This window comes from Natranaerobius trueperi (genome assembly GCF_002216005.1).
Taxonomy (GTDB): domain Bacteria; phylum Bacillota; class Natranaerobiia; order Natranaerobiales; family Natranaerobiaceae; genus Natranaerobius_A; species Natranaerobius_A trueperi.
In genome coordinates, this window is the sequence record NZ_NIQC01000010.1 from 1 (window position 1) to 21762 (window position 21762).

The following is a 21762-nucleotide window of genomic DNA, read 5'->3' on the forward strand; positions in this document are numbered from 1 at the left end:
CTAATCCGTAGGCCGGAGGTTCGAATCCTCCCAGGCGCGCCATATATGGTGGGTGTAGCTCAGCTCGGTTAGAGCACCAGATTGTGGCTCTGGGGGCCGTGGGTTCAAATCCCATCACTCACCCCATAAAACTGAATTATGTTGGGCGCCCGTAGCTCAACTGGATAGAGTAACAGACTTCGAATCTGGGGGTTGCAGGTTCGAGTCCTGCCGGGCGCGCCATAGAATTAAATTAATTATTGGGGCGTAGCCAAGTGGTAAGGCACGGGGTTTTGGTCTCCGCACGCGCAGGTTCGAACCCTGCCGCCCCAGCCAATAATTAGAGCCATTAGCTCAGCTGGAAGAGCACCTGACTTTTAATCAGGGTGTCGGAGGTTCGAGTCCTCCATGGCTCACCAAAATGTGCGAGGGTGGTGGAATTGGCAGACACGCTAGACTTAGGATCTAGTGGGTTTTCCCGTGTGGGTTCGAATCCCACCCCTCGCACCATCAATATGCGGGAGTAGCTCAGCGGTAGAGCGCCGCCTTGCCAAGGCGGAGGTCGCGGGTTCGAAACCCGTTTCCCGCTCCAATTAAAATCACCGCCAAAATAGGCGGTTTTTTATATTGTTTTTTTTTATGTATTAAATAAAATAAATTATTAAAATCAGTAATTAAAGTTATTTGTCACAATATACTATTATGTTATAATATTGTAGTATCCTGAGAAAATTTTCGAACGTAGAATACATACAATCAATATGAAGGAGGAAGGAATAAATGGAAAGTACTTGGGAAAGGATAGACGAAAACAAAGTTAAACTTACTATTGAAGTGGACGAGGATAGAGTTGAAGATTCTCTAGATAAAGCTTACAAAAAAGTTGTAAAAAAGGTAGAATTACCTGGGTTTAGAAAAGGGAAAGTACCTAGAAAAATTTTAGAAAATAGGTTTGGCCCTGAAGTATTATATGAAGATGCTTTAGAAATACTAGTTCCAGAAGCTTACCAAGAAGCAATAGAAGAAAATGAAATAGAACCAGTGGCACAACCAGAGATTGATGTAGAACAAATGGAAAAAGGTGAGGTCCTAAAATTCACTGCTACTGTAGATGTAAAACCTGAGCCAAAGCTTGGTGAATATAAAGGGTTAGAGGTAGAAAAAGAAAAGATTGAAATTAGTGAACAACAAGTAGAAGATGAGCTTAAACGTTTACAAGAACAACACGCTGAGTATGAACAAATTGAAGATGGAGAAGCTGAAAATGGAGATAGATTAGTTATTGATTTCAAGGGTTATGTTGATGGTGAACCTTTAGAAGGTGGAGAAGCAGAAAATCATAACATTGAGATAGGATCTGATCAATTTATTCCTGGGTTCGAAGAACAATTAATTGGCACTAAACCAGGAGAAGAAAAAGAAGTAAATGTTACCTTCCCAGAAGAATATCCACAAGAGCAAATTAGTGGTAAAGATGCAGTCTTTAATGTTAAAGTAAAGGAAATTAAGAAGAAAAACTTGCTTTCTATTGATGATGAGCTTGCTAAAGATGTAAGTGATTTTGAATCTTTAGATGAATTAAAACAAGATATTAGCAATAGATTAGAACAAGAAGCAAAAGAAAAAGGTGAACAACAGGTTGAAGAACAAGTTGTAAGTAAAGCTGTTGAAAATGCAGAAGTTAATATCCCTGAACCTATGATTGACCAAGAACTTGATACAATGCTAAAAGAATTTGAACAAAACTTATCTTATCAAGGGTTAGATTTAAACACATATTATAAAATGGCAAACACTGATGAAGATAGCTTAAAAGAACAATTTAAAGATTCTGCAAAGAATAGAGTGAAGAGAAATCTTGTATTAGAAGCTATTAGAGATGAAGAAGGAATTACAGCAAGTGAAGAAGAAGTAGAAGAAGAGATTAAAAAAATTGCTGAGTCAGCAAACCAAGATCCAGAGCAGATAAAAGAATTTTTAGAGTTGCAAGGAAAAGTCTCTCAAGTAGAAGATCAAATAGCCACTAAAAAAGCGGTTGATTTATTGATAGATAATGCAGTTGTTACAGAAGTTGAAAAACAAGATACAGAAGAAAATGAAGCTGAATAAGTTATTAGTGAGTAAAAAATAGGAGACCATATTGATTAAGTGTGTTATTATATAATATAAAGGGGGTTTTAGTATGAATTTAGTTCCCATGGTAATTGAACAGACTAATCGCGGGGAACGCTCCTACGATATTTATTCAAGACTATTGAAAGATAGAATTATTTTTATTGGAACAGCTATTGATGATACTATTGCCAATTCAGTAATTGCTCAAATGTTATTTTTAGAATCTGAAGACCCTGAAAAAGACATACACTTGTATATAAACAGTCCGGGAGGACACGTACATGCAGGTTTAGCAATTTATGATACTATGCAGTATATCAGATCAGATGTTTCAACAATTTGTGTAGGTATGGCTGCGAGTATGGGAGCAGTATTACTTACTGCAGGAACTAATGGAAAGCGTTTTGCTTTACCAAATTCACGTATTATGCTCCATCAACCTATGGGAGGAGCTCAAGGGCAAGCTACAGATATTGAAATTCATGCAAAAGAAATCATGAAGACTAAAGAAAGATTAAATAATATCCTAACTTACCATACTGGTCAACCTGTTGACCAAATAAGAAAGGATACTGACAGAGATTTCTTTATGTCAAGTGAAGAAGCTAAAGATTATGGAGTAATTGATGAGATACTAGAAAGACCTCCCAAGTCTAAATCTGAGTAAGGTTTTTTAGAGAGGTGATTTGATTGTTTAAATTAAATGATGAAAAGGGCAAACTAAAGTGTTCCTTTTGTGGTAAAACGCAAGAACAAGTGAAAAAGTTAGTTGCTGGCCCTGGTGTTTACATTTGTGATGAGTGTATTGAACTATGTAACGAAATTGTTGAAGAAGAGTTAACTGATGATAATGGTGATTTCAGCATTTCTGAAATTCCAAAACCTAAGGAAATCTATGACATTCTAAATGACTATATAATTGGACAGGATGACGCAAAAAGAGCGCTTTCTGTAGCTGTTTATAATCATTACAAGCGTGTTAACGATGAAGCTAAAAAGAACGACGAGGTAGATATTCAGAAAAGTAATATCTTGTTACTAGGGCCTACAGGGGTAGGTAAAACCTTGCTCGCACAAACACTTGCAAAGATTTTAAATGTTCCATTTGCAATGGCAGATGCAACATCTTTAACTGAAGCTGGATATGTTGGAGAAGATGTTGAAAATATTTTATTAAAACTAATCCAGGCTGCAGATTATGATGTTGAAAAAGCTCAAAAAGGTATAGTGTATATTGACGAGATTGATAAAGTTGCAAGAAAAACTGATAATCCATCTATTACAAGAGATGTATCAGGCGAAGGGGTGCAGCAAGCATTACTTCGTATTTTAGAAGGTACTAAAGCAAGTGTTCCACCTCAAGGTGGTAGAAAACATCCACATCAAGAGTTTATACAGATAGATACTACTAATATATTATTTATCTGTGGTGGAGCTTTTGATGGCATAGAAAAAGTAATTCAAAATCGAATTGGTAAAAAAGGACTTGGGTTTGGTGCAGAGGTTAGAAGTAAAAAAGATGATGACATTGGTGAAATTCTTTCTAACGTCTTACCACAAGATCTCTTGAAGTTTGGTTTGATTCCTGAATTCGTTGGAAGAATTCCTGTGATTTCTTCTTTAGATGCCTTAGATGAAGATGCACTAGTAAGAATTCTAGAGGAGCCTAAGAACGCTTTAATTAAACAGTATCAAAAGTTGTTTGAGTTAGATGGTATTGATTTAGAGTTTAAAGAAGAAGCACTTAGAGCTGTAGCAAGAGAAGCAATCAATAGAAATACTGGTGCACGGGGACTAAGGGCTATAATTGAAGAGAATTTAAATGATATTATGTATGAGTTACCATCAACGGATAATGTAGATAAATGTGTAATAACAAAAGAGGTTATAGATGACGGTGAGGACCCAGTTACTGTGAAAAATGAGAATGGTAAAGAAAACAAACATGAATCTGCTTAAACAAAGAAGACCTAATGCTTAAAAAAGCATTAGGTCTTTTTTTTATGAAATAGTTTCTATCATTGAGAATAAATTCAAAATTAGTTCCGCATAATAGTATTAGGTTGTATTAAACGAGTTTTTGAGGGGGGATAGAATGGGAAGTTTTGCTGGTATATTTGCAATGGTTCAATTCTTTTTTGCTGTAGTCATTGGTCTTTATTTTTGGAATCAATTAAGAAGTCAACAATCTAGTAAAGCTACAGTAGAGAAAGAATCACAAAAACAAATGGAAAAATTAAGGAAGATGCGTGAAATCTCTTTAACAGAACCTTTAGCAGAAAAAACAAGACCCCAAAACTTTTATGAGATAGTTGGTCAAAAAGAAGGCCTAAAAGCTCTGAGAGCAGCCCTGTGTGGTCCGAATCCACAACATGTTATAATTTATGGTCCACCTGGAATAGGTAAGACAGCTGCTGCTAGAGTTGTTTTAGAAGAAGCTAAAAAAAATGTGAGCTCTCCCTTTGATAGTAATTCAAAATTTGTGGAGCTTGATGCTACTACTGCTAGATTTGATGAACGAGGTATAGCTGATCCTCTGATTGGTACAGTTCATGACCCCATTTATCAAGGTGCAGGAGCTATGGGCGTACAAGGTATTCCTCAACCAAAACCTGGGGCAGTCAGTAAAGCTCACGGTGGAGTTCTATTTTTAGATGAAATTGGTGAATTGCATCATATTCAAATGAATAAACTTTTGAAAGTTCTCGAGGATCGCAAAGTTTTTTTAGAAAGCTCTTATTATAGTTCTGAAAATCCTAATTGTCCACAATATATCCATGAAATTTTCCAAAAAGGCTTGCCAGCAGATTTCAGACTAATAGGAGCTACCACCAAAGGTCCAGAAAGTATTCCTCAAGCTATTAGAAGTCGCTGTGTTGAAGTTTTTTTTAAAGGCTTAACCCCTAAAGAATTAGAGAATATTGCACAAAACGCTATTAATCGGATAGGATTTGAGATTGAAGATGGTGCTTTAGATATAGTTAGGAAATATGCAAGTAATGGTCGTGAAGCTGTTAATTTAGTTCAAATAGCGGCAGGTTTAGCTCTTACAGAAGAACGCAAATCTCTAACACAAAAAGATTTAGAATGGGTGATTAATACTAGCCAAATTTCACCTAGACCTGATAAACTAGTTCCTGAACAATCACAGGTTGGATTAGCTAATGCATTAGCTGTTCTTGGTCCAAGTCATGGAACACTACTAGAAATTGAGGTAACTTCCTTTCCAACAAAAACAGGTCAAGGTGATATTAATGTTACTGGTTTGGTTGAAGAGGAAGAAATGGGAAGTGCTAGTAGAGTAGTAAGAAGAAAAAGTATGGCTAAAGGATCTGTTGATAACGTCCTAACAGTGTTAAAACATTATATGGAGGTAAATCCAAAAGATTATGAGATTCACATTAATTTTCCTGGAGCAATCCCAATAGATGGTCCATCGGCGGGAGTGGCTATAGCCACTGCAATTTATTCTTCTTTAACAGATAAGCCAATAGATCATAAAGTGGCTATGACTGGTGAAGTTTCAATAAGGGGTGATGTAAAGCCTGTCGGAGGTGTAGCAACAAAAATAGATGCTGCTAAAGAAGCAAAAGCAAGTAAAGTGTTAATTCCTAAAGACAATTATCAAAAAACTTTTGAGGATGATGAAGAATTAGAAGTAATACCAGTTTCGACTTTAGATGAAGTTATAGAACAGGTTACACTCTAACCTACACCGAAAAAATTCACGGTGTAGGTTTTTTATATGATAGAATAAGTAATGTACATGAAATTATAATGGAGGTGCTATTATGAAGATAGAACAAGCTGAATATGTTACTAGTGCTTATTTACCCTCTCAAATCCCTGAGGAAAAGTTTCCAGAGATATCGTTTATCGGGAGGTCGAATGTAGGTAAATCATCACTTATAAATACTTTAGTTACTAGAAATAACTTAGCTCACATTAGTAAAAAGCCTGGTAAGACAAGAACGATAAATTATTTTTTGATAAATGATGATTTGTATTTTGTTGATTTACCTGGGTATGGTTTTGCTAAAGTATCAAAAAAGATGAAAAAGGATTGGGAAGAACTAATAACTACTTATTTAACTGACCGTAAAAGTTTACGTGTATCTGTTTTACTTTTAGATGCAAGACATGGTCCTACAACAGATGATATTAACATGTTAGACTTTTTATTAGAGTTTAAAAGACCAGTAATATTAGTTGCGACGAAAATTGATAAAGTAAAAAATCAACAGCGTAATAAAAGATTGAAAGAAATGCGTAAAATGTTAGATATAGGCGAAGATGATCTTTTGATACCTTTTTCAAGTACAACTGGAGAAGGTAAACAGGAGTTTTTAGAAATAATTGAAGATGTTCTTTAGTATTTGAGGTGAATTAAATGGGACAGGAAAAACTCCAAAATATTTGGGCTTCTATGGAATCACAACTTGATGGGTTTGAAGCTAGAAAAGGACAGGTTGAAATGAGTGAAATAGTTTTAAACGCTCTTTCAGATGCTAATCATTTAGTTGTGGAAGCTGGTACAGGAACTGGTAAATCACTTGGATATCTTATACCAGCTGTTAACTTTTCTGAAAATGGAAATAGAATCATAATTTCAACAGCAACTATAGCTTTACAAGAACAATTAATAAAAAAGGATATTCCATTACTAGAACAAATAATAGGAAGAAAACTAGATGTAGAAATTATTAAAGGAAGAAGTAACTACTTATGTAAAGAAAAATTTTCTCAAAAGTTTGGACAAACTAGTTTAGATAATACTGGTGTACACAGAAATTTCGTTGAATGGGCAAGTGAAACTGAAACAGGGGATCGCCACGAAATTCAACCAGCTAAAGAGCTTTGGGACCTGATGGCTGCAAGTAGTGATACGTGTCTAGGTCAAAAATGTCCTCATTACAGTGATTGTTTTGTATTGATGTTAAAACGTAGAGCTGAATCTTCTGAAGTTTTAATTACTAATCATCATTTATTTTTCAGTGATTTAAAATTAAGAGTAGACTCAGAGGGGAGTTTATCAGTATTTCCAAGCTATGAAGGTGTGATTTTTGATGAGGCTCACCATATCCCGGAAATAGCAACTAAGTCACTAGGACATGAACTAAACTATTCGCAAGTATTAAAACTATTAAAAGAAATAACTACTTACGTAAAGGGGAATATGGAAGGAAATGAAAAAATTGTGAGAGAAACAGAAGAGACTTCCTACAAAGCTTTTCAGAGGTTAATAGATCATGGCAATAAGTTTGGTAAGAGTTTTTTATTACGAGAAATAGAATCGTTTGTATATCTAGAAGAATTTCGTTCTAAATTGGCTAAACTAACTAATCATATTGAAACTTTGTATATGGATGAATACAACGATCCTGAACGACCTAAGATGCTATACAATAGAATTAATAAAACCAAACAAGCTTTAGATTTAATCCTAGACTTCGAGGAAGAAGATTACGTTTCTTGGGTAGAAACAAAATATTCTAATAACCAAGTGGTAGATCTAAAAATGGCAACTAATCCTGTGTCAGTAAGTGACCAACTTAAGAACTTTTTATTTGGGTATATAGATACAGTGATAATGACTTCAGCAACATTATCAATTGAAGAAAACTTTTCTTATTTTAAAAAAAGGGTAGGTCTAACAGATGATACAATAACGTGTTCAATAAATTCACCATTTAACTATAAAGAGCAAGCTAGTATTTTTGTACCAAGAAATTTTCCTTTTCCACGAACAGATGAGTATGAAGAAAAACTTATAGAAGCTATACGTTATATGGTTACAAAAGTTGGTGGAAAAACATTAGTACTATTTACGAGTTATAGAATGATGAATTTAGCTTATGAAAAATTGAAAGATGATTTACCATATGAACTTTTATGTCAGAATATACAGCCTAAAGCTGAAATTCTTGAAACCTTTAAAACGAATTTTAGTTCAGTATTATTTGCGACAAATAGTTTTAGAGAAGGGATCGATGTTCCAGGCTCTTCATTACAAGTTGTAATAATGGATAAGATTCCTTTCTCAGTACCTGATGAACCTTTAGTAAAGGCTAGGATGGAGAGATTAAATAAAGAAGGAAAAAGTAGTTTTATGACATACAGTGTACCAGAAGCTGTATTAGCAGTTAAACAAGGGTTTGGTCGTTTAATTAGAAATAAATCAGATTCAGGAATATTTATACTTTTAGATGTCAGAGTGCACAGAAAACCTTATGGAAAATATTTTTTCAATTCTTTACCAGATGCTCGTTTTATAAAAACTTGGAAAGAGTTAGAAAATAAATTACATGAATTAGCTAATCCCTCTTGACATACAAGAGGGATTAAATTATATTATGTATATATTGTTTGTTGATAATTATAACTAATATTAACAAAAGGAGAGGAAAAGTATGTTTGAATCATTGAACTTTGTGAAAGTATATAAAAAAGTAGATAAATGTTGCTTAGGTAAGGGTGTATGTAATCATTGCAAAGGAAATGAATGTTTAGTTGGATTTTCGAAAAACATAATAATTAATGCTATGGAAAATGATGAATTTTATGTTGATGATGGTGTAGATAAAATACCTACATATGATTTAAAAGGTTATGAAAAAGAAGATGTGATAGAAGCTGTAGGGCAAATTTTAAAACAGTGTAAAAACTGTAAATTATATCATGATGAAGAGTGTATCGTTAATGTGACTAGATCAGCATTAGAACATATATTGACGGGAGATAACTTTGAATATAAGGGAAGTGCTTTTGTATATCTAAATGATATAAAAAATGTTGATCCAGAGCTTGGAGATGCTCTTTTTAAAACATATATGAAAGAAAACTAATCAAAAAATTAGGAGGTATTTAAATGACTGAAAAGAGAAATTTAACAACTGAAAATGTGATGGGTGAGGCTAAAGGCACAGAACTAGAAAGACCTATAAAACAAAACTTTCAAGGTGAAACACAAGAAGTTGGTTTATACCTTGCAATGGCACGTCAGGCTCAAAGAGAAGGATATGCTGAAATTGCAGAAGCACTAAAGAGAATTGCATGGGAAGAAGCAGAACACGCTGCAAGATTTGCTGAGTTAAACTCAATGATAAAAGAAAGTACCAAAGAAAATTTAAAAGAGATGTTAGATGGAGAAACATTTGCAAATGAAGGTAAAAAAGATGCAGCAAACAAAGCTAAAGACAATGATCTTACAGAAACTTTTACTTATTTTATTGAGTCATCTAAAGATGAAGCTCGCCATGCTAGAATGTTAGAAGGGTTACTTAACAAATATTTTGGATAATTCCTTGACATCAATTTTGTAGATGTGTATCATAAATATATTAGAAAAAATGATATTTTTAAAGTCTCGGATCGGGAGGAGTAGGTAGTATGGTCTTTTAGAGAGAGGAGCACCTAGGCTGAAAGTGCTCTAAAGAGCTGCTACTGAATGTCGCCCGGGAGATAGTAATCTGAACTTGTAGTAAGATTACTCGGTTTAAGCCGTTATTTTATTAAGTGTTCCATGTAGTTAGCATGGGAAATTAAGGTGGTACCGCGGAATTAGCCCTTCCGTCCTTTTATGGACGTAAGGGCTTTTTTACGTTATTTTACAAAACTTGAAAGGAGTGATTTTAAGATGTCTAAAACTAACTTAAACAAAGTTTACGATCCAGAAACTGTAGAGACCAAGTGGTACGAAAAGTGGTTAGAAAATAATTCTTTTAAAGCTGCTTGTGATGAACGCGAGAAATTTTCTGTTGTAATACCGCCACCAAATGTTACTGGATCTCTTCATATGGGGCATGCTTTAGATAATACTTTACAAGATGTTTTAGTACGTTTTAAAAGGATGCAAGGATATGATACATTATGGATGCCAGGTACAGACCATGCTGGTATAGCTACACAGACAAAAGTTGAGCAACATATATCTGAAGAAGATAACATAACTAAATATGACTTAGGAAGAGAAAAGTTTTTAGAAAAAGTTTGGTCATGGAAAGATGAATACCATGAACGTATTACTGCTCAACTGAAAAAACTTGGTGTGTCAGTTGACTGGTCTAGAGAAAGATTTACTATGGATGAAGGGTGTAGTAAAGCTGTTAGAGAAGTTTTTGTAACACTTTATGAGAAAGGGTTAATTTATCAAGGAGATTATATAATTAACTGGTGTCCTAGATGCTATACTGCTCTTTCTGATATTGAGGTAGAACATTTAGAGTCTGAAGGCACATTAACACATATAAAGTATTCTTTAACAGATGGATCTGATCATATATCTGTAGCAACTACTCGACTAGAAACTATGATAGGAGATACTGCTGTAGCTGTACATCCTGAAGATGAGCGTTATCAAAATATGGTAGGTAAAACTGTAAGACTTCCACTAGTAAATAGAGAAATTCCTATTGTTGCTGATGAATATGTGGATCCAGAATTTGGTTCAGGGGCAGTTAAAGTAACGCCTGCTCATGATCCAAATGATTTTGATATTGGAGAGAGACATAATTTAAAAAATATTGCTGTAATCGGAAAAGATGGTAAAATGACTGATGAGGCTGGAGAAAGATATGCAGGTATGGATCGTTATGATTGCAGAAAAGCTTTAAGAGATGATCTCATTGCAGGTGGGTTTATATTAGCAACTGATGATCATGAACACTCTGTGGGACAATGCCATCGATGTGATACTACCATTGAACCTTTAGTTAGTAAGCAATGGTTTGTTAAAATGGACCCCCTTGCAAAGCCTGCAGTTGAACTTGTTAACCAAGGTGATACCAAATTTGTTCCAGAAAGATTTGAAAAAATATACAGGAACTGGATGGAAAATATTAGAGACTGGTGTATTTCTCGTCAAATTTGGTGGGGTCATAGAATTCCTGCTTGGTATTGTAATTGTGGTGAAATGATTGTAAGTAGAGAAGAGCCAGAATCTTGCTCTTCATGTGGCAGTGAACTAGAACAAGACCCTGATGTACTAGATACCTGGTTCAGTTCTGCGTTGTGGCCTTTTTCAACTATGGGCTGGCCTGAAGAGACTGAAGATTTAAAGAAATTCTATCCAACTAGCGTGTTAGTTACTGGTTATGATATAATTTTCTTCTGGGTAGCAAGAATGATATTTATGGGTCTTGAGTTTATGGAAGAGCGTCCTTTTGATGATGTTCTGATTCACGGATTAGTAAGAGATGCTAATGGAAGAAAGATGAGTAAGTCGTTGGGTAATGGAATTGACCCATTAGAACTTATTGATAAGTATGGTGCAGATACACTTAGATATACATTAGTTACTGGAAATACTCCTGGAAATGATATGAGATTTTCTTATGATAAGGTAGAAGCTAGTAGAAACTTTGCAAATAAGATTTGGAATGCTTCTAGGTTTGCAATTATGAACCTTGATGGATACACACCACAAGAATTATCTGCAAATGATAAACGTTTAAGCCTAGCAGATAAATGGATTCTTCACAGATTAGAAGAGGTTACTAAGGATGTAACAAGATTATTTGAAAAATATGAACTAGGGGAAGCTTCTCAAACTTTATATGATTTTATATGGACAGAATTTTGTGATTGGTATATTGAAATGGCTAAAATAAGGTTATACCAAGGAACTGAAGAACAAAAAGCTTTAACACAAGAAGTTTTAGTAAGAGGATTAGATACTATTTTAAAACTATTACATCCTATAATGCCATTTATAACTGAAGAAATAAGATCTTACTTACCGCATACAGATGAGCTGATAGTGACATCTACTTGGCCAGAATATGATATATCTTTTGTAGATGAAGAAAGTAAGTCAAAGATGGAACAGATTATGGAAGGGATCAGAGTTGTAAGAAATCTAAGAAGAGAATTAGACATTGCCCCGCAAACAAAATCACCAATAACTATATTAGCAAATGAAGAAAAGGATTTTACGACTTTTGATGATTACAAGGTTTATTTTAATGCATTAGCCGGAGCAGAGCCTGTCAGTGTTGTTAGTGAAATGAAAGAAAAACCTAAAAAAGCTTTATCAGCAGTTGTAAGAGGAGCTGAAATATTTTTACCTTTAGAAGGCCTGGTAAATCTTAGTGAAGAAATTGAACGGTTAGAGAAAAAAGAAAAAGAACTAGAAAAAGAAGTTGATCTAGTAGAAAGTAAACTTTCAAATGAAAACTTTGTTAATAAAGCACCTAAAGATGTAGTTGATAAAGAAAAAGAAAAACAACAAGATTACAAAGTTCGTTTACAAAAAGTAACAGAGAGGTTAGATACACTGAGATCTATGAAGGAGTGAAACTCTAATGGAAGGCATTGAATGGATCTGGAGTCTAGGAAAGTTTGGTTCAAAACCAGGGTTAGAACGAATGAATTGGATGTTAAAAAGGCTAGGAAATCCGCAATGTAACCTTCCTGTGATACATGTTGCTGGGACTAATGGTAAAGGATCTACCTGTTTTATTCTTGAAAGAATTCTTACAAAAGCAGGATATAGGGTAGGTCTCTTTACCTCCCCTTTTGTATTAAACTTTACAGAACGAATCGTATATAATTCTAATCCGATTTCTAATAAAGATTTAGAAAAATTAATTCAAAAAATTAAACCTTTAGCAGAACAAGCAGAAAAGGAAGGGCTAGAGCATCCAACGCAGTTTGAAATGATCACAGTATTAGCAATTTTATACTATTCGTCAGTAGATGTAGATATAGTAATACTTGAAACAGGGCTCGGAGGACGACTAGATGCTACAAATGTGATAGAACCGATTGTATCAGTTATTACAAATGTAGATTTTGATCATACAGATGTTTTAGGTAACACTTTAGAAGAAATTGCTCGCGAAAAAGCTGGAATAGTTAAAGATAATACCCCAATTGTTACTGGTATAAGAAACGAGAAAGCAGTAAAAGAAATTGAGAAGTACGCTCATGTTACTAATTCTTCTACTTATTTAATAAAGCGGGACTTTTCATTTGATGAAAGTAATTTTAATGGTAAGAACTTCACTTTTAATTATAAAGGGTTATACAAAGAATTAGAGGGACTAGAGTTATCTCTTATTGGTAAACATCAGCTTCATAATGCTAGTCTAGCTTTATGTTGTACTGAAATATTACAAACTAAAGGATATAAAAAGATACAAAATTTAGATATTTACGATGCTTTACTAGAAGTGAAAATACCTATTAGAATGGAGCTGTTAACTTTTCTTAAAAAGGGTGATATAATGTTAGATGCCGCTCATAATCCTGCAGGAATAGCAGCTCTTATGCAAGGTCTTGAAGATATGAATGTAAATCAAAATTGGGGTAAAATTGTATTTCTGACTGGCGCTCTAAAAGATAAGCAGATTGAAAAAATGATTGATAATTTTTTTGTATTACCTGATGAAATAATAATCACGAAACCTAATAACAAAAGATCAGCTAATCCAGAAGAAATTGAAGGTAAACTTCAAAAATTTTATAATAATATGAAAATCAAGACAATTAGCGAAATAGAAAAAGCAACATACGAAGGAATAAATGCTACAAACAAAAAAGGTTTACTAGTTATCTTTGGATCATTTTATTTAGTTGCAGAAGCAAAAAAATATATTAAAGAGAGTTTTTAGGCTTTTTAAAATCATCCTGTTATGTTAAAATTGTTTTTTGTAGAGAAGATATTTGTTTATAAAAGACGAAAAGTGTCTAAAAACCTCTACCAAAGCTTTTCCGGTATTTGTATAATTTCTATGAATTAGTAAAAGATACTAATAAGTAAAGTAACTTGTTATTAAACAACAAAGTTATTTATACATTCAATTAAGTAGTTTTAAGGACAAGCTCTTAATACTGGAAAAGAAAATGTTCTTCATTGATGGCCATCAACTTTTTAATTTGTCTTGTGTTTGTTTTAGGTTACATTATTTATTTTTATAAGTTTAGAGTAATTCTAGTTATTCTTATTATAACTAGAAAGTGAAAAAATAAACAAAAAGGGGTGAAAAATGATGGCAGGTGAAACTTTTCGTGGTGGAGTGGAGCCAGGTCACTTCAAGTATACGACTGAGGATGCTGTAGAAAAAATGGCTGCACCAAGTAAAGTGTATATTCCCATGGAACAACATATTGGTGCACCTTGTGAACCAGTCGTAAGCAAAGGTGACAAGGTAAAACTTGGTCAAAAAATAGGTGGAAGTGATAGCTTTGTCTCTGCTCCAATACACTCTAGTGTATCTGGGGAAGTTGTAGATATAACTGAATATAATCATCCAATTGGAAAAAAAGCTAAAACTATAGTTATTGAATCAGATGGCCAAGATGAAGCAGATTATTCAGGTGGCTATGACTCCCTTGACGAATTATCTTCAGATGATATCAAAAAAATTGTTAAAGAGGCTGGTATTGTTGGTATGGGGGGAGCTACCTTTCCAACACATGTAAAATTATCTCCTCCTGAAGATAAGCCTATTGACACTGTGATCATTAATGGAGCAGAGTGTGAACCGTATTTGACTTCTGACCATCGAATGATGTTAGAGCAAGGTGAGGAAATTGTTTTTGGTCTAAAATCAATTATGAAGGCTGTTAACTGTGACAAAGGTGTCATAGGGATCGAAGACAATAAGAAAGATGCAATTGAAAACATGAAAGAATTAGTAAAAGATGAAAACAATATTGAAGTGATGGTTTTTGAGACCAAATACCCTCAAGGGGCTGAAAAACAACTTATAACTGTAGCTACAGGAAGAGAGGTTCCGTCAGGTGGACTTCCAATGGATGTTGGTTGTGTTGTAAACAATGTCGGAACAGCCATTGCTATTTCAGAGGCTATAAGATATAACAAACCATCATACGAAAGAGTGGTAACAGTAACTGGTCCAGGGGTAAATGAAGCAGGTAACTTTAAAATTAGAGTTGGAACATTAGCTTCTGAAGTTATTGAAAACTGTGCTGGTATGTCTCAAAACACGAGAAAGATAGTTATGGGTGGACCTATGATGGGGTTAAGTCAACCTTCCCCTGAATTTCCTGTAATCAAAGGGACATCAGGTCTTTTACTCTTAACAGAAAATGAAGTTCAGTTTTTTGAAGAAAAACCTTGTATTAGCTGTGGACGATGTATTGATTCTTGTCCAGTTTCACTTTTACCGAATATGATTGCCCATTTCACTGAAAATGAAAGGTTAGAACAAGCTGAAGAATATAATGCTCTTGATTGTATTGAATGTGGATGTTGCACCTATATTTGTCCAACGAAACGTCCTTTGGTTCAATATATAAGAATGGCCAAAGGTGAAATAATGGCTAAACGACGAAAAAATTAACATGATAAAGTTAGGATAGGAGGGAAGAAAGATGGATAACAAACTTGTGGTGTCGTCTTCACCTCATCTTCGTACTCCAGAGACGATTGACACTATAATGAGAGATGTCTTAATTGCTTTGGTACCACCTTTAGCAGTTAGCATTTGGTTATTTGGTTTAAACGCATTGGGAGTGGTTGCTTTAGCAACCGTTGCCTGTATGATAACTGAAGCTGTATTAGTACATGATAAAATTAGTATAGCAAAAATTAAAGGTGATTGGAGTGCAGCAGTAACTGGAGTTCTTTATGGATTAAGTTTACCACCTTCTACTCCATGGTGGATAGTTGTAATAGGAGCTGTTGTTGCTATAATAATAGGTAAACAGTTATTTGGTGGTATTGGGTATAATATATTTAACCCAGCCCTTGTAGGTAGAGCCTTTACAGTTTTAGCTTGGCCCAATTACTTAAGTGATTGGACTAAACCCTTTGAAACACCAGATGTAGATGCGGCATCTGCAGCAACACCTCTAAGTGAAGCATCAGCAGAAATCTCTGATTTATTTATAGGTACTGTTGCAGGATCACTAGGAGAAACATCTATTTTAGCTATTTTAATTGGGGCTATCTATTTGATCTATAGAGGTCATGTAGATATTAGAGTTCCGGTAGGATATATGGGTGCTGTGGCAGCAGTTGCTTTAATTGGAGGCGAAGATGTACTGTTCCATTTATTCAGTGGTAGTGCTTTTTTTGCTGCTGTATATATGGCTACATGCATGGTTACCTCACCATTTACTAAAACAGGAAAATTATTTTTTGGTATCGGTTGTGGTTTTTTTACTGCAATATTTAGAATATACGGTGCAGCCCCCGAAGGTGTAACTTATGCGATATTATTAATGAATGCTTTAGTGCCATTTCTTAATAAGTACACCAAACCAAAAGTTTACGGGGAGGTGTCAAGTTAATGGATGTTAAAGAATTGATTAAGCTATCATTAAGTTTGATGATAATAACTGTAATTTCAGCTGGAGTATTAGCATTCACAAATGATATAACAGGACCAATTATTGCTGAACAGCGTCTAGCTGCTCTACAAGATTCATTAGAAGACGTTTTCCCTGAATCAGACGATTTGAAAGTAAATGAAATTGATGATAGGGAATATTATGAAGTCATTCAAGATGGTGAAATTATTGGTGCTGCTACCATCGTACAGCCTGGTGGTTATGGTGGGGAGATTGAAATGATGATTGCAGTAGATACTGATGGTCTGATCCAAGGTGTAGAAGTTTTAGCACATTCTGAAACTCCTGGACTTGGAGACGCTATTGAAGACGAAGAATGGCGAAATCAATTTATTGGTTTAGGTTTAGAAGACGATATAGCTCTTGGAACAGATGTGGATACAATCTCTGGAGCTACAGTTAGTGCTAATGCTGCTATTCAAGGAGCGAATGAAGGTTTAGAGTTGATATCTTTCAACCTATTTGATTTTGAAAAACCTGAAACAGATGTCGACCTTGCGGAAGTTGATGATGGTATTTATCAAGGTGAAGGTAGTGGTTTAGAACCTGGAGTAGTAGTTGAAGTGACTGTTAAAGACAATGAAATCACTGATATTGAGATTATTGATCATAATGATACTCCTGATTACTTTGAGGATGCTCAAGCTGAGATTCCAGATAGAATATTAGATGAGCAATCAGCGGATGTAGACGTTGTTTCTGGCGCTACTTTATCTAGTGAAGGAATTAAGGAAGCAGTTTTGAATGCCTTGCTAGGCGATGATGACAAAGAAGATTCACTAGAAGAAGCTTAGTCAAGTTTTAGATGGCATTCTATGAAGGTGAGGCAGAGGATTAGAATTATGATGAGTTTTTGAACTAACTTTTGAAGATGGTGAGATAACAGATTAAGAGCTTATTGATCACAACGATTCCCCAAGTCACACTGAAGATGATGCTTGGCCTGAAATCGAGGAACGCATTATAGAACAACAATCAACCAAAGTCGATGTTGTTTCAGAAGCCACTGAATCTTATATAGGTATAAAAGAAGCGGTAGAAGATGATATCAGTAAAGCTCAATAATTAACAGGGGGTGACATAAAGTGAATTTCTCTGATGCCTTTTCACAAGGTATGGTGAAAGAAAATGGCCTATATAGGCAACTACTTGGCCTTTGTCCAGCTCTTGCGGTAACTCAGACCGCTATAAATAGTTTAGGATTGGGAATGGCTACTATGGCTGTTCTTTTAGCATCAAATATTGTAATTTCTCTATTAAAAGACTTAATACCCAAAAAGATACGTATTCCAGCTTATATTGTAATTATTGCTACTTTTGTTACTATGGTAGATATGTTTTTAGAAGCATTTACACCAGACTTACATGGGGCTTTAGGTATCTTTATCCCCTTAATTGTAACTAATTGCTTAATTTTAGGAAGAGCAGAAGCTTTTGCTTCAAAGAATAATGTATCGAATGCATTGGCTGATGGTCTAGGAATGGGTGCTGGATTTACATTGGCTCTACTTTCCCTAGGTGTAGTAAGAGAAATTCTAGGGTCTGGAAGTTTATTTGGTATTCCTTTTGTACATCAATTTTTTGAAATGTTTGGTGCAGAGTTTGAACCGATTCAAATATTTGCACAGCCGGCTGGAGCTTTTTTTGCTCTAGGTTTATTACTAGCTTTATTTAACGTGATTTATCAAAAGTTACAGTACGACTAAAAAAATAGCTACTCGGAAGAGAAAGGAGGCAATCTCCCTTGGAAGAGCTACTCACAATTTTTTTCGGGGCGATATTTGTAAATAATTTTGTATTGATAAGATTCTTAGGAATTTGTCCATTTTTAGGTGTTTCTAAAAAAGTTGAAACATCAATTGGTATGGGTTTAGCAGTAACTTTTGTAATGACCATTGCATCAATTATCACTTGGTTAATTCATGATATAATTTTGATTCCTTTTGATGCACAATATTTACAGTATGTGGCTTACATTTTAGTAATTGCTTCCCTTGTACAGTTTATTGAAATGTTATTAGAAAAAGTTAGTCCACAATTATATAAAGCTTTGGGTATTTTCTTACCTCTTATAACTACAAATTGTGCAATTTTAGGTCTTGCACTTATTAACGTGCAAGATGGTTACGGTTTATTAGAATCAACTGTTCATGGTATTGGTGCAGGTTTAGGTTTCACAGTTGCCCTTGTACTAATGGCTGGTATTAGAGAGCAATTAGAACTTGCAAAAATGCCGGAATTATTTAAAGGTGCATCTATTGCTTTTATCATAGCGGGTATACTTTCCATTGCCTTTATGGGTTTTGATGGTGTAATGTAGAGAATAGGAGGTGAAGATCGATGATTGGTCCAGTATTAGGTTTAGGAGCTTTAGGCTTATTTTTTGGATTTGCACTAGCTTTCGCTTCTCAAAAATTTGCCGCAGAAACTGACCCTAAAGTTGAAGCTATAACAGAAAGTCTTCCTGGTGCTAATTGTGGAGCTTGTGGCTATCCTGGGTGTTCAGCTTTCGCAGAAGCAGTCGCTAAAGGAGAAACTTCTGTAGATGGATGTACACCAGGTGGAAAAACAACTGCTCAGGAAATAGCTGAAATCTTAGGTGTGAGTCATGATGAGTCAGAAGAATCTTATGTAGCGGAAGTGGCTTGTTTAGGTGGACGAGATCATTGTAAAGAACAATTTGATTATGATGGAGTTCAAGATTGTCGAGCTGCAATGATGTATTCTAATGGTTTTAAGGCCTGTGAGTATGGGTGTTTAGGGCTTGGTACGTGTGAGGAAGTATGTCCTTTTGATGCGATCGAAATGCAAGACAATGGTATTCCTTATATAGATCCTGAAAAATGTAAAGGATGTAACAAATGTGTTAATATTTGTCCAAAACAAGTTATCAGAATGATCAATACTAAGACTGAACATCACGTACGTTGTAATTCTCTTGATAAAGGAAAAGTAGTGAAGAAAGTATGTGAAGTAGGTTGCATTGGTTGTGGAATCTGTGCTAAACTTTGTCCTGTAGATGCTATAACAATCGAGAATAACTTAGCTTCAATCGATAGTCACGAATGTATAAACTGTGGTAAATGTAAAGAAAAATGTCCACAAGATTGTATAACTAGTGATTTAGAATATACAACAAATTAAGAATTTATTTAAAAAATCAGTGCGAAAGGATTTCCTTTCGCACTGATTTTGTTATGGGGGGATAAATAATATGTCCAGGGAATTTACTCATTTTGATGAATCAGGAAGAGCTCGTATGGTAAATGTTGGAGAGAAGAAAAGTACATCAAGAACAGCAATAGCTCGAGGAGCTATATATATGAATGAAGAAACATTTACAAAAATAAAGAATAATGAAATGTCAAAAGGTGATGTATTAGGAGTTGCCCAGGTAGCTGGTATTACAGGAGCAAAGAAAGCTTGGGATATTATACCGATGTGTCATCCTCTTTTTTTAAGTGGTATAAATATTTCCTTTAAATTTTGTGAAAATAATTGTAAAATAGAAATCGAGTCTACTGTGTCAATAGATAGTAAAACTGGTGTCGAAATGGAAGCCTTAACAGCAGTGAGTACTGCAGCTTTAACTATCTACGATATGTGTAAAGCTGTAGATAAAAGTATGCAAATTGGAGAAATAAGATTAGTTAAAAAAACAGGTGGTTTAAGTGGAGACGTTATTAATGAATAACATAAGAAAAGGGTGGAGAATATGGGTACATCTTTTAATAAAACTTTTTGGGGAACTTGTGTATTAATATTTGCATTTTGGCTAATTAATGTAAGAGCTATAACTGCAACAAGTGTGATAATAGGTATTGTTAGTAGTCTGGCTATTGTGTACTTTTTTGATGAACATTTACTTACAATACAAAGTAGGTTTCCAATTGTATTTAAAAACATAGTTAGACTTATTAAGTATATCGCAAACCTCATCTCTGAAATCATTGTTGCTAATATCCAAGTTGCAAAAATTGTTTTATCTCCAGAAATGAACCTATCACCGACTTTTATAAAATTTTCAGGTAAATTAAAAAAAGATGCTTCGAAAGCAATACTGGGTAATTCCATTACTCTTACCCCAGGAACACTTACTATAGATATTGAAGGCAATGACTTTATAGTTCACGGGTTAACTAAATCTCATGCTGAAGGTGTACTTGATTGGTATATGGAAGATCAACTAGTCAAGATGGAAGAGGAGGAGTAATGTATGTTAATTAATGCTTTTTTATATGCAGCTATAGCTTTAGCAGTTTTAATAATTATCAGTTTATACCGGGCGTATGTAGGTCCTAGCTGTTTTGATAGAGTAGTAGCTATTAATATCATAAGTACAAAGGTTGTTACAATTATTGCAGTAATATCTTATATTTACGAACAAGAGTTTTTTCTAGATGTAGCTTTAGTATATGCATTAATAAGTTATATTACGGTAGTAGGGATAGCTAAATATGTAGAACATGGTAGGTGCTAGAGATGAGGAGGTTTTCTAGATGGAAATTTTAATAGTTTTTTTAATAATAAGTGGTACATTCTTTTTCTTTATAGGGGTTTTAGGACTAATTAGGTTACCAGATGTATATACTCGTATGCATGCTACTACTAAAGGTGATACATTAGGAGCTGGTTTATTACTATTAGCTTTAATATTAGCACAACCATTAACACTATCAACAGTTAAGATAGTGTTTATTATAATATTTATTTGGATTACTCATCCTACAGCAGCTCATATAATTGCTAGAGCTTCTTATCATACGAATACTTCCTATGTTGATGAGACAAAACATGTGGATGTAAGTAAGGAGGAAAGTAACAGATGATACATCATGTTTTAAATATATTATTACTATTATTCTTAGTTATTTGTGCAGTAGCAGTTGAAAGAACGAGAGATCTATTAAGTGCAGTCATAATCTTTGGCGCCTATAGTTTAGTTATGGCAGTTACATGGGAACAGCTACATGCCCCAGATGTAGCTATTACAGAGGCAGCGATTGGAGCAGGAGTTACTACTTTAATATTTGTAGTAACCATTAGTCGTACTAGGAGGTATGAAGATTGATTAAGCAGATCGTAACTATTGTTTTATTATTAGTAATTGGTTATAGCATGTTTGCAGTAGTTACAGAGCTTCCTACTTTTGGTGAACCTGATAACCCTGCCTTCAATGAAGTTACAGAGCGTTATTTAGAAAAAGGCCCTGAAGAGACAGAAAATCTAAATATAGTTTCTGCAATATTAGTGGAATACCGGGCTTTTGATACCTTCGGTGAAATCACTGTATTATTTGCATCTATCACAGGAGTGCTTGCAATTATGGAAGGCAGTAAGAAGGAGTGA

General features: G+C 34.5%; 23 protein-coding genes, 6 tRNA genes and 1 other annotated feature. All 29 genes read left to right on the forward strand.

All coding sequences use genetic code 11. The features are described 5' to 3' along the window. Window positions 1-48 precede the first annotated feature (48 nt). The 29 genes from CDO51_RS05695 (at window position 49) to mbhE (ending at window position 21762) form a co-directional block, all read left to right on the forward strand. Window positions 49-126, forward strand: a tRNA-His gene (locus tag CDO51_RS05695). Window positions 127-145: 19 nt separating this feature from the next. Next, window positions 146-222 (forward strand) — tRNA-Arg (locus CDO51_RS05700). Window positions 223-240: 18 nt separating this feature from the next. Continuing rightward, window positions 241-315: transfer RNA gene (locus CDO51_RS05705), tRNA-Gln, on the forward strand. 7 nt (window positions 316-322) lie between these two features. Continuing rightward, window positions 323-398: transfer RNA gene (locus CDO51_RS05710), tRNA-Lys, on the forward strand. Between the two features lie 6 nt (window positions 399-404). After that, a tRNA-Leu gene (locus CDO51_RS05715) sits at window positions 405-489 on the forward strand. Window positions 490-496: 7 nt separating this feature from the next. Further along, window positions 497-571 (forward strand) — tRNA-Gly (locus CDO51_RS05720). Between the two features lie 188 nt (window positions 572-759). Beyond that, entirely contained in the window at window positions 760-2088 is a 1329-nt protein-coding gene (tig, locus tag CDO51_RS05725; protein ID WP_089023348.1) for a trigger factor, read from the forward strand. 73 nt (window positions 2089-2161) lie between these two features. Continuing rightward, a complete protein-coding gene (clpP, locus tag CDO51_RS05730; protein ID WP_089023349.1) occupies window positions 2162-2761 on the forward strand; it encodes an ATP-dependent Clp endopeptidase proteolytic subunit ClpP in 600 nt (199 codons plus the stop codon). Window positions 2762-2784: 23 nt separating this feature from the next. Then, window positions 2785-4053 (forward strand): ATP-dependent Clp protease ATP-binding subunit ClpX, encoded by a 1269-nt coding sequence (clpX, locus tag CDO51_RS05735; RefSeq protein WP_089023350.1) that lies wholly within the window; start codon window positions 2785-2787, stop codon window positions 4051-4053. 136 nt (window positions 4054-4189) lie between these two features. Further along, a complete protein-coding gene (gene lonB, locus CDO51_RS05740; protein ID WP_089023351.1) occupies window positions 4190-5803 on the forward strand; it encodes an ATP-dependent protease LonB in 1614 nt (537 codons plus the stop codon). A gap of 82 nt (window positions 5804-5885) precedes the next feature. Next, the gene (gene yihA, locus CDO51_RS05745) at window positions 5886-6467 is read left to right on the forward strand and encodes a ribosome biogenesis GTP-binding protein YihA/YsxC (protein ID WP_089023352.1); all 582 of its coding nucleotides are present in this window, start codon (window positions 5886-5888) and stop codon (window positions 6465-6467) included. 17 nt (window positions 6468-6484) lie between these two features. Continuing rightward, window positions 6485-8422, forward strand: a complete 1938-nt coding sequence (locus tag CDO51_RS05750; protein ID WP_089023353.1) for an ATP-dependent DNA helicase — start codon at window positions 6485-6487, stop codon at window positions 8420-8422. 82 nt (window positions 8423-8504) lie between these two features. Beyond that, the gene (locus tag CDO51_RS05755) at window positions 8505-8939 is read left to right on the forward strand and encodes a hypothetical protein (protein WP_089023354.1); all 435 of its coding nucleotides are present in this window, start codon (window positions 8505-8507) and stop codon (window positions 8937-8939) included. A 23-nt stretch (window positions 8940-8962) separates the two neighbouring features. After that, complete coding sequence (locus CDO51_RS05760) at window positions 8963-9394, forward strand: ferritin-like domain-containing protein (RefSeq protein WP_089023355.1); 432 nt, start codon at window positions 8963-8965, stop codon at window positions 9392-9394. A gap of 58 nt (window positions 9395-9452) precedes the next feature. Next, window positions 9453-9674, forward strand: a binding site (T-box leader). 56 nt (window positions 9675-9730) lie between these two features. Then, on the forward strand, window positions 9731-12388 hold the full coding sequence (locus tag CDO51_RS05765) for a valine--tRNA ligase (protein WP_089023424.1): 2658 nt from the start codon (window positions 9731-9733) through the stop codon (window positions 12386-12388). Window positions 12389-12395: 7 nt separating this feature from the next. Then, window positions 12396-13706 carry a bifunctional folylpolyglutamate synthase/dihydrofolate synthase gene (locus CDO51_RS05770; protein ID WP_089023356.1) on the forward strand — a complete coding sequence of 437 codons (1311 nt, stop codon included), beginning with the start codon at window positions 12396-12398 and terminating at the stop codon, window positions 13704-13706. Window positions 13707-14084: 378 nt separating this feature from the next. Further along, window positions 14085-15401: an electron transport complex subunit RsxC gene (rsxC, locus tag CDO51_RS05775; RefSeq protein WP_089023357.1), complete on the forward strand. Its 1317-nt coding sequence runs from the start codon at window positions 14085-14087 to the stop codon at window positions 15399-15401. Between the two features lie 31 nt (window positions 15402-15432). After that, complete coding sequence (locus CDO51_RS05780) at window positions 15433-16353, forward strand: RnfABCDGE type electron transport complex subunit D (protein WP_089023358.1); 921 nt, start codon at window positions 15433-15435, stop codon at window positions 16351-16353. Beyond that, window positions 16353-17207: an FMN-binding protein gene (locus CDO51_RS13755; RefSeq protein ID WP_158212338.1), complete on the forward strand. Its 855-nt coding sequence runs from the start codon at window positions 16353-16355 to the stop codon at window positions 17205-17207. The genes CDO51_RS05780 and CDO51_RS13755 overlap by 1 nt, the downstream gene beginning before the upstream one ends. 103 nt (window positions 17208-17310) lie before the next feature. Next, on the forward strand, window positions 17311-17478 hold the full coding sequence (locus CDO51_RS15325; RefSeq protein WP_420811482.1) for an FMN-binding protein: 168 nt from the start codon (window positions 17311-17313) through the stop codon (window positions 17476-17478). A gap of 20 nt (window positions 17479-17498) precedes the next feature. Then, complete coding sequence (rsxE, locus tag CDO51_RS05790; RefSeq protein WP_089023359.1) at window positions 17499-18119, forward strand: electron transport complex subunit RsxE; 621 nt, start codon at window positions 17499-17501, stop codon at window positions 18117-18119. 38 nt (window positions 18120-18157) lie between these two features. After that, a complete protein-coding gene (rsxA, locus tag CDO51_RS05795) occupies window positions 18158-18733 on the forward strand; it encodes an electron transport complex subunit RsxA (RefSeq protein WP_089023360.1) in 576 nt (191 codons plus the stop codon). Window positions 18734-18753: 20 nt separating this feature from the next. After that, window positions 18754-19557: an RnfABCDGE type electron transport complex subunit B gene (gene rnfB / locus CDO51_RS05800; RefSeq protein ID WP_089023361.1), complete on the forward strand. Its 804-nt coding sequence runs from the start codon at window positions 18754-18756 to the stop codon at window positions 19555-19557. A 70-nt stretch (window positions 19558-19627) separates the two neighbouring features. Then, the gene (gene moaC / locus CDO51_RS05805; protein ID WP_089023362.1) at window positions 19628-20107 is read left to right on the forward strand and encodes a cyclic pyranopterin monophosphate synthase MoaC; all 480 of its coding nucleotides are present in this window, start codon (window positions 19628-19630) and stop codon (window positions 20105-20107) included. Between the two features lie 21 nt (window positions 20108-20128). Next, a complete protein-coding gene (locus CDO51_RS05810; protein WP_089023363.1) occupies window positions 20129-20626 on the forward strand; it encodes a Na+/H+ antiporter subunit E in 498 nt (165 codons plus the stop codon). 3 nt (window positions 20627-20629) lie between these two features. After that, complete coding sequence (locus CDO51_RS05815) at window positions 20630-20893, forward strand: monovalent cation/H+ antiporter complex subunit F (protein WP_089023364.1); 264 nt, start codon at window positions 20630-20632, stop codon at window positions 20891-20893. Between the two features lie 19 nt (window positions 20894-20912). Beyond that, window positions 20913-21242 (forward strand): monovalent cation/H(+) antiporter subunit G, encoded by a 330-nt coding sequence (gene mnhG, locus CDO51_RS05820; protein ID WP_089023365.1) that lies wholly within the window; start codon window positions 20913-20915, stop codon window positions 21240-21242. After that, complete coding sequence (locus tag CDO51_RS05825) at window positions 21239-21484, forward strand: Na(+)/H(+) antiporter subunit B (RefSeq protein ID WP_089023366.1); 246 nt, start codon at window positions 21239-21241, stop codon at window positions 21482-21484. The genes mnhG and CDO51_RS05825 overlap by 4 nt, the downstream gene beginning before the upstream one ends. Then, window positions 21481-21762, forward strand: coding sequence for a hydrogen gas-evolving membrane-bound hydrogenase subunit E (gene mbhE / locus CDO51_RS05830; RefSeq protein ID WP_089023367.1), 282 nt, complete (start codon window positions 21481-21483; stop codon window positions 21760-21762). Before CDO51_RS05825 ends, mbhE begins: the two co-directional genes overlap by 4 nt.

Excerpts from the sequence above, each read along its gene's own strand:
- CDO51_RS05810 (WP_089023363.1), top strand. The coding sequence starts at position 20,129 with ATGGGTACATCTTTTAATAAAACTTTTTGGGGAACTTGTGTATTAATA.
- mnhG (WP_089023365.1), top strand. The coding sequence starts at position 20,913 with ATGGAAATTTTAATAGTTTTTTTAATAATAAGTGGTACATTCTTTTTC.
- CDO51_RS13755 (WP_158212338.1), top strand. The coding sequence starts at position 16,353 with ATGGATGTTAAAGAATTGATTAAGCTATCATTAAGTTTGATGATAATA.
- CDO51_RS05750 (WP_089023353.1), top strand. The coding sequence starts at position 6,485 with ATGGGACAGGAAAAACTCCAAAATATTTGGGCTTCTATGGAATCACAA.
- CDO51_RS05815 (WP_089023364.1), top strand. The coding sequence starts at position 20,630 with ATGTTAATTAATGCTTTTTTATATGCAGCTATAGCTTTAGCAGTTTTA.
- CDO51_RS05755 (WP_089023354.1), top strand. The coding sequence starts at position 8,505 with ATGTTTGAATCATTGAACTTTGTGAAAGTATATAAAAAAGTAGATAAA.
- CDO51_RS05770 (WP_089023356.1), top strand. The coding sequence starts at position 12,396 with ATGGAAGGCATTGAATGGATCTGGAGTCTAGGAAAGTTTGGTTCAAAA.
- clpP (WP_089023349.1), top strand. The coding sequence starts at position 2,162 with ATGAATTTAGTTCCCATGGTAATTGAACAGACTAATCGCGGGGAACGC.
- CDO51_RS05780 (WP_089023358.1), top strand. The coding sequence starts at position 15,433 with ATGGATAACAAACTTGTGGTGTCGTCTTCACCTCATCTTCGTACTCCA.
- tig (WP_089023348.1), top strand. The coding sequence starts at position 760 with ATGGAAAGTACTTGGGAAAGGATAGACGAAAACAAAGTTAAACTTACT.
- rsxC (WP_089023357.1), top strand. The coding sequence starts at position 14,085 with ATGGCAGGTGAAACTTTTCGTGGTGGAGTGGAGCCAGGTCACTTCAAG.
- lonB (WP_089023351.1), top strand. The coding sequence starts at position 4,190 with ATGGGAAGTTTTGCTGGTATATTTGCAATGGTTCAATTCTTTTTTGCT.
- CDO51_RS05765 (WP_089023424.1), top strand. The coding sequence starts at position 9,731 with ATGTCTAAAACTAACTTAAACAAAGTTTACGATCCAGAAACTGTAGAG.
- CDO51_RS05825 (WP_089023366.1), top strand. The coding sequence starts at position 21,239 with ATGATACATCATGTTTTAAATATATTATTACTATTATTCTTAGTTATT.
- moaC (WP_089023362.1), top strand. The coding sequence starts at position 19,628 with ATGTCCAGGGAATTTACTCATTTTGATGAATCAGGAAGAGCTCGTATG.
- CDO51_RS05760 (WP_089023355.1), top strand. The coding sequence starts at position 8,963 with ATGACTGAAAAGAGAAATTTAACAACTGAAAATGTGATGGGTGAGGCT.
- yihA (WP_089023352.1), top strand. The coding sequence starts at position 5,886 with ATGAAGATAGAACAAGCTGAATATGTTACTAGTGCTTATTTACCCTCT.
- rnfB (WP_089023361.1), top strand. The coding sequence starts at position 18,754 with ATGATTGGTCCAGTATTAGGTTTAGGAGCTTTAGGCTTATTTTTTGGA.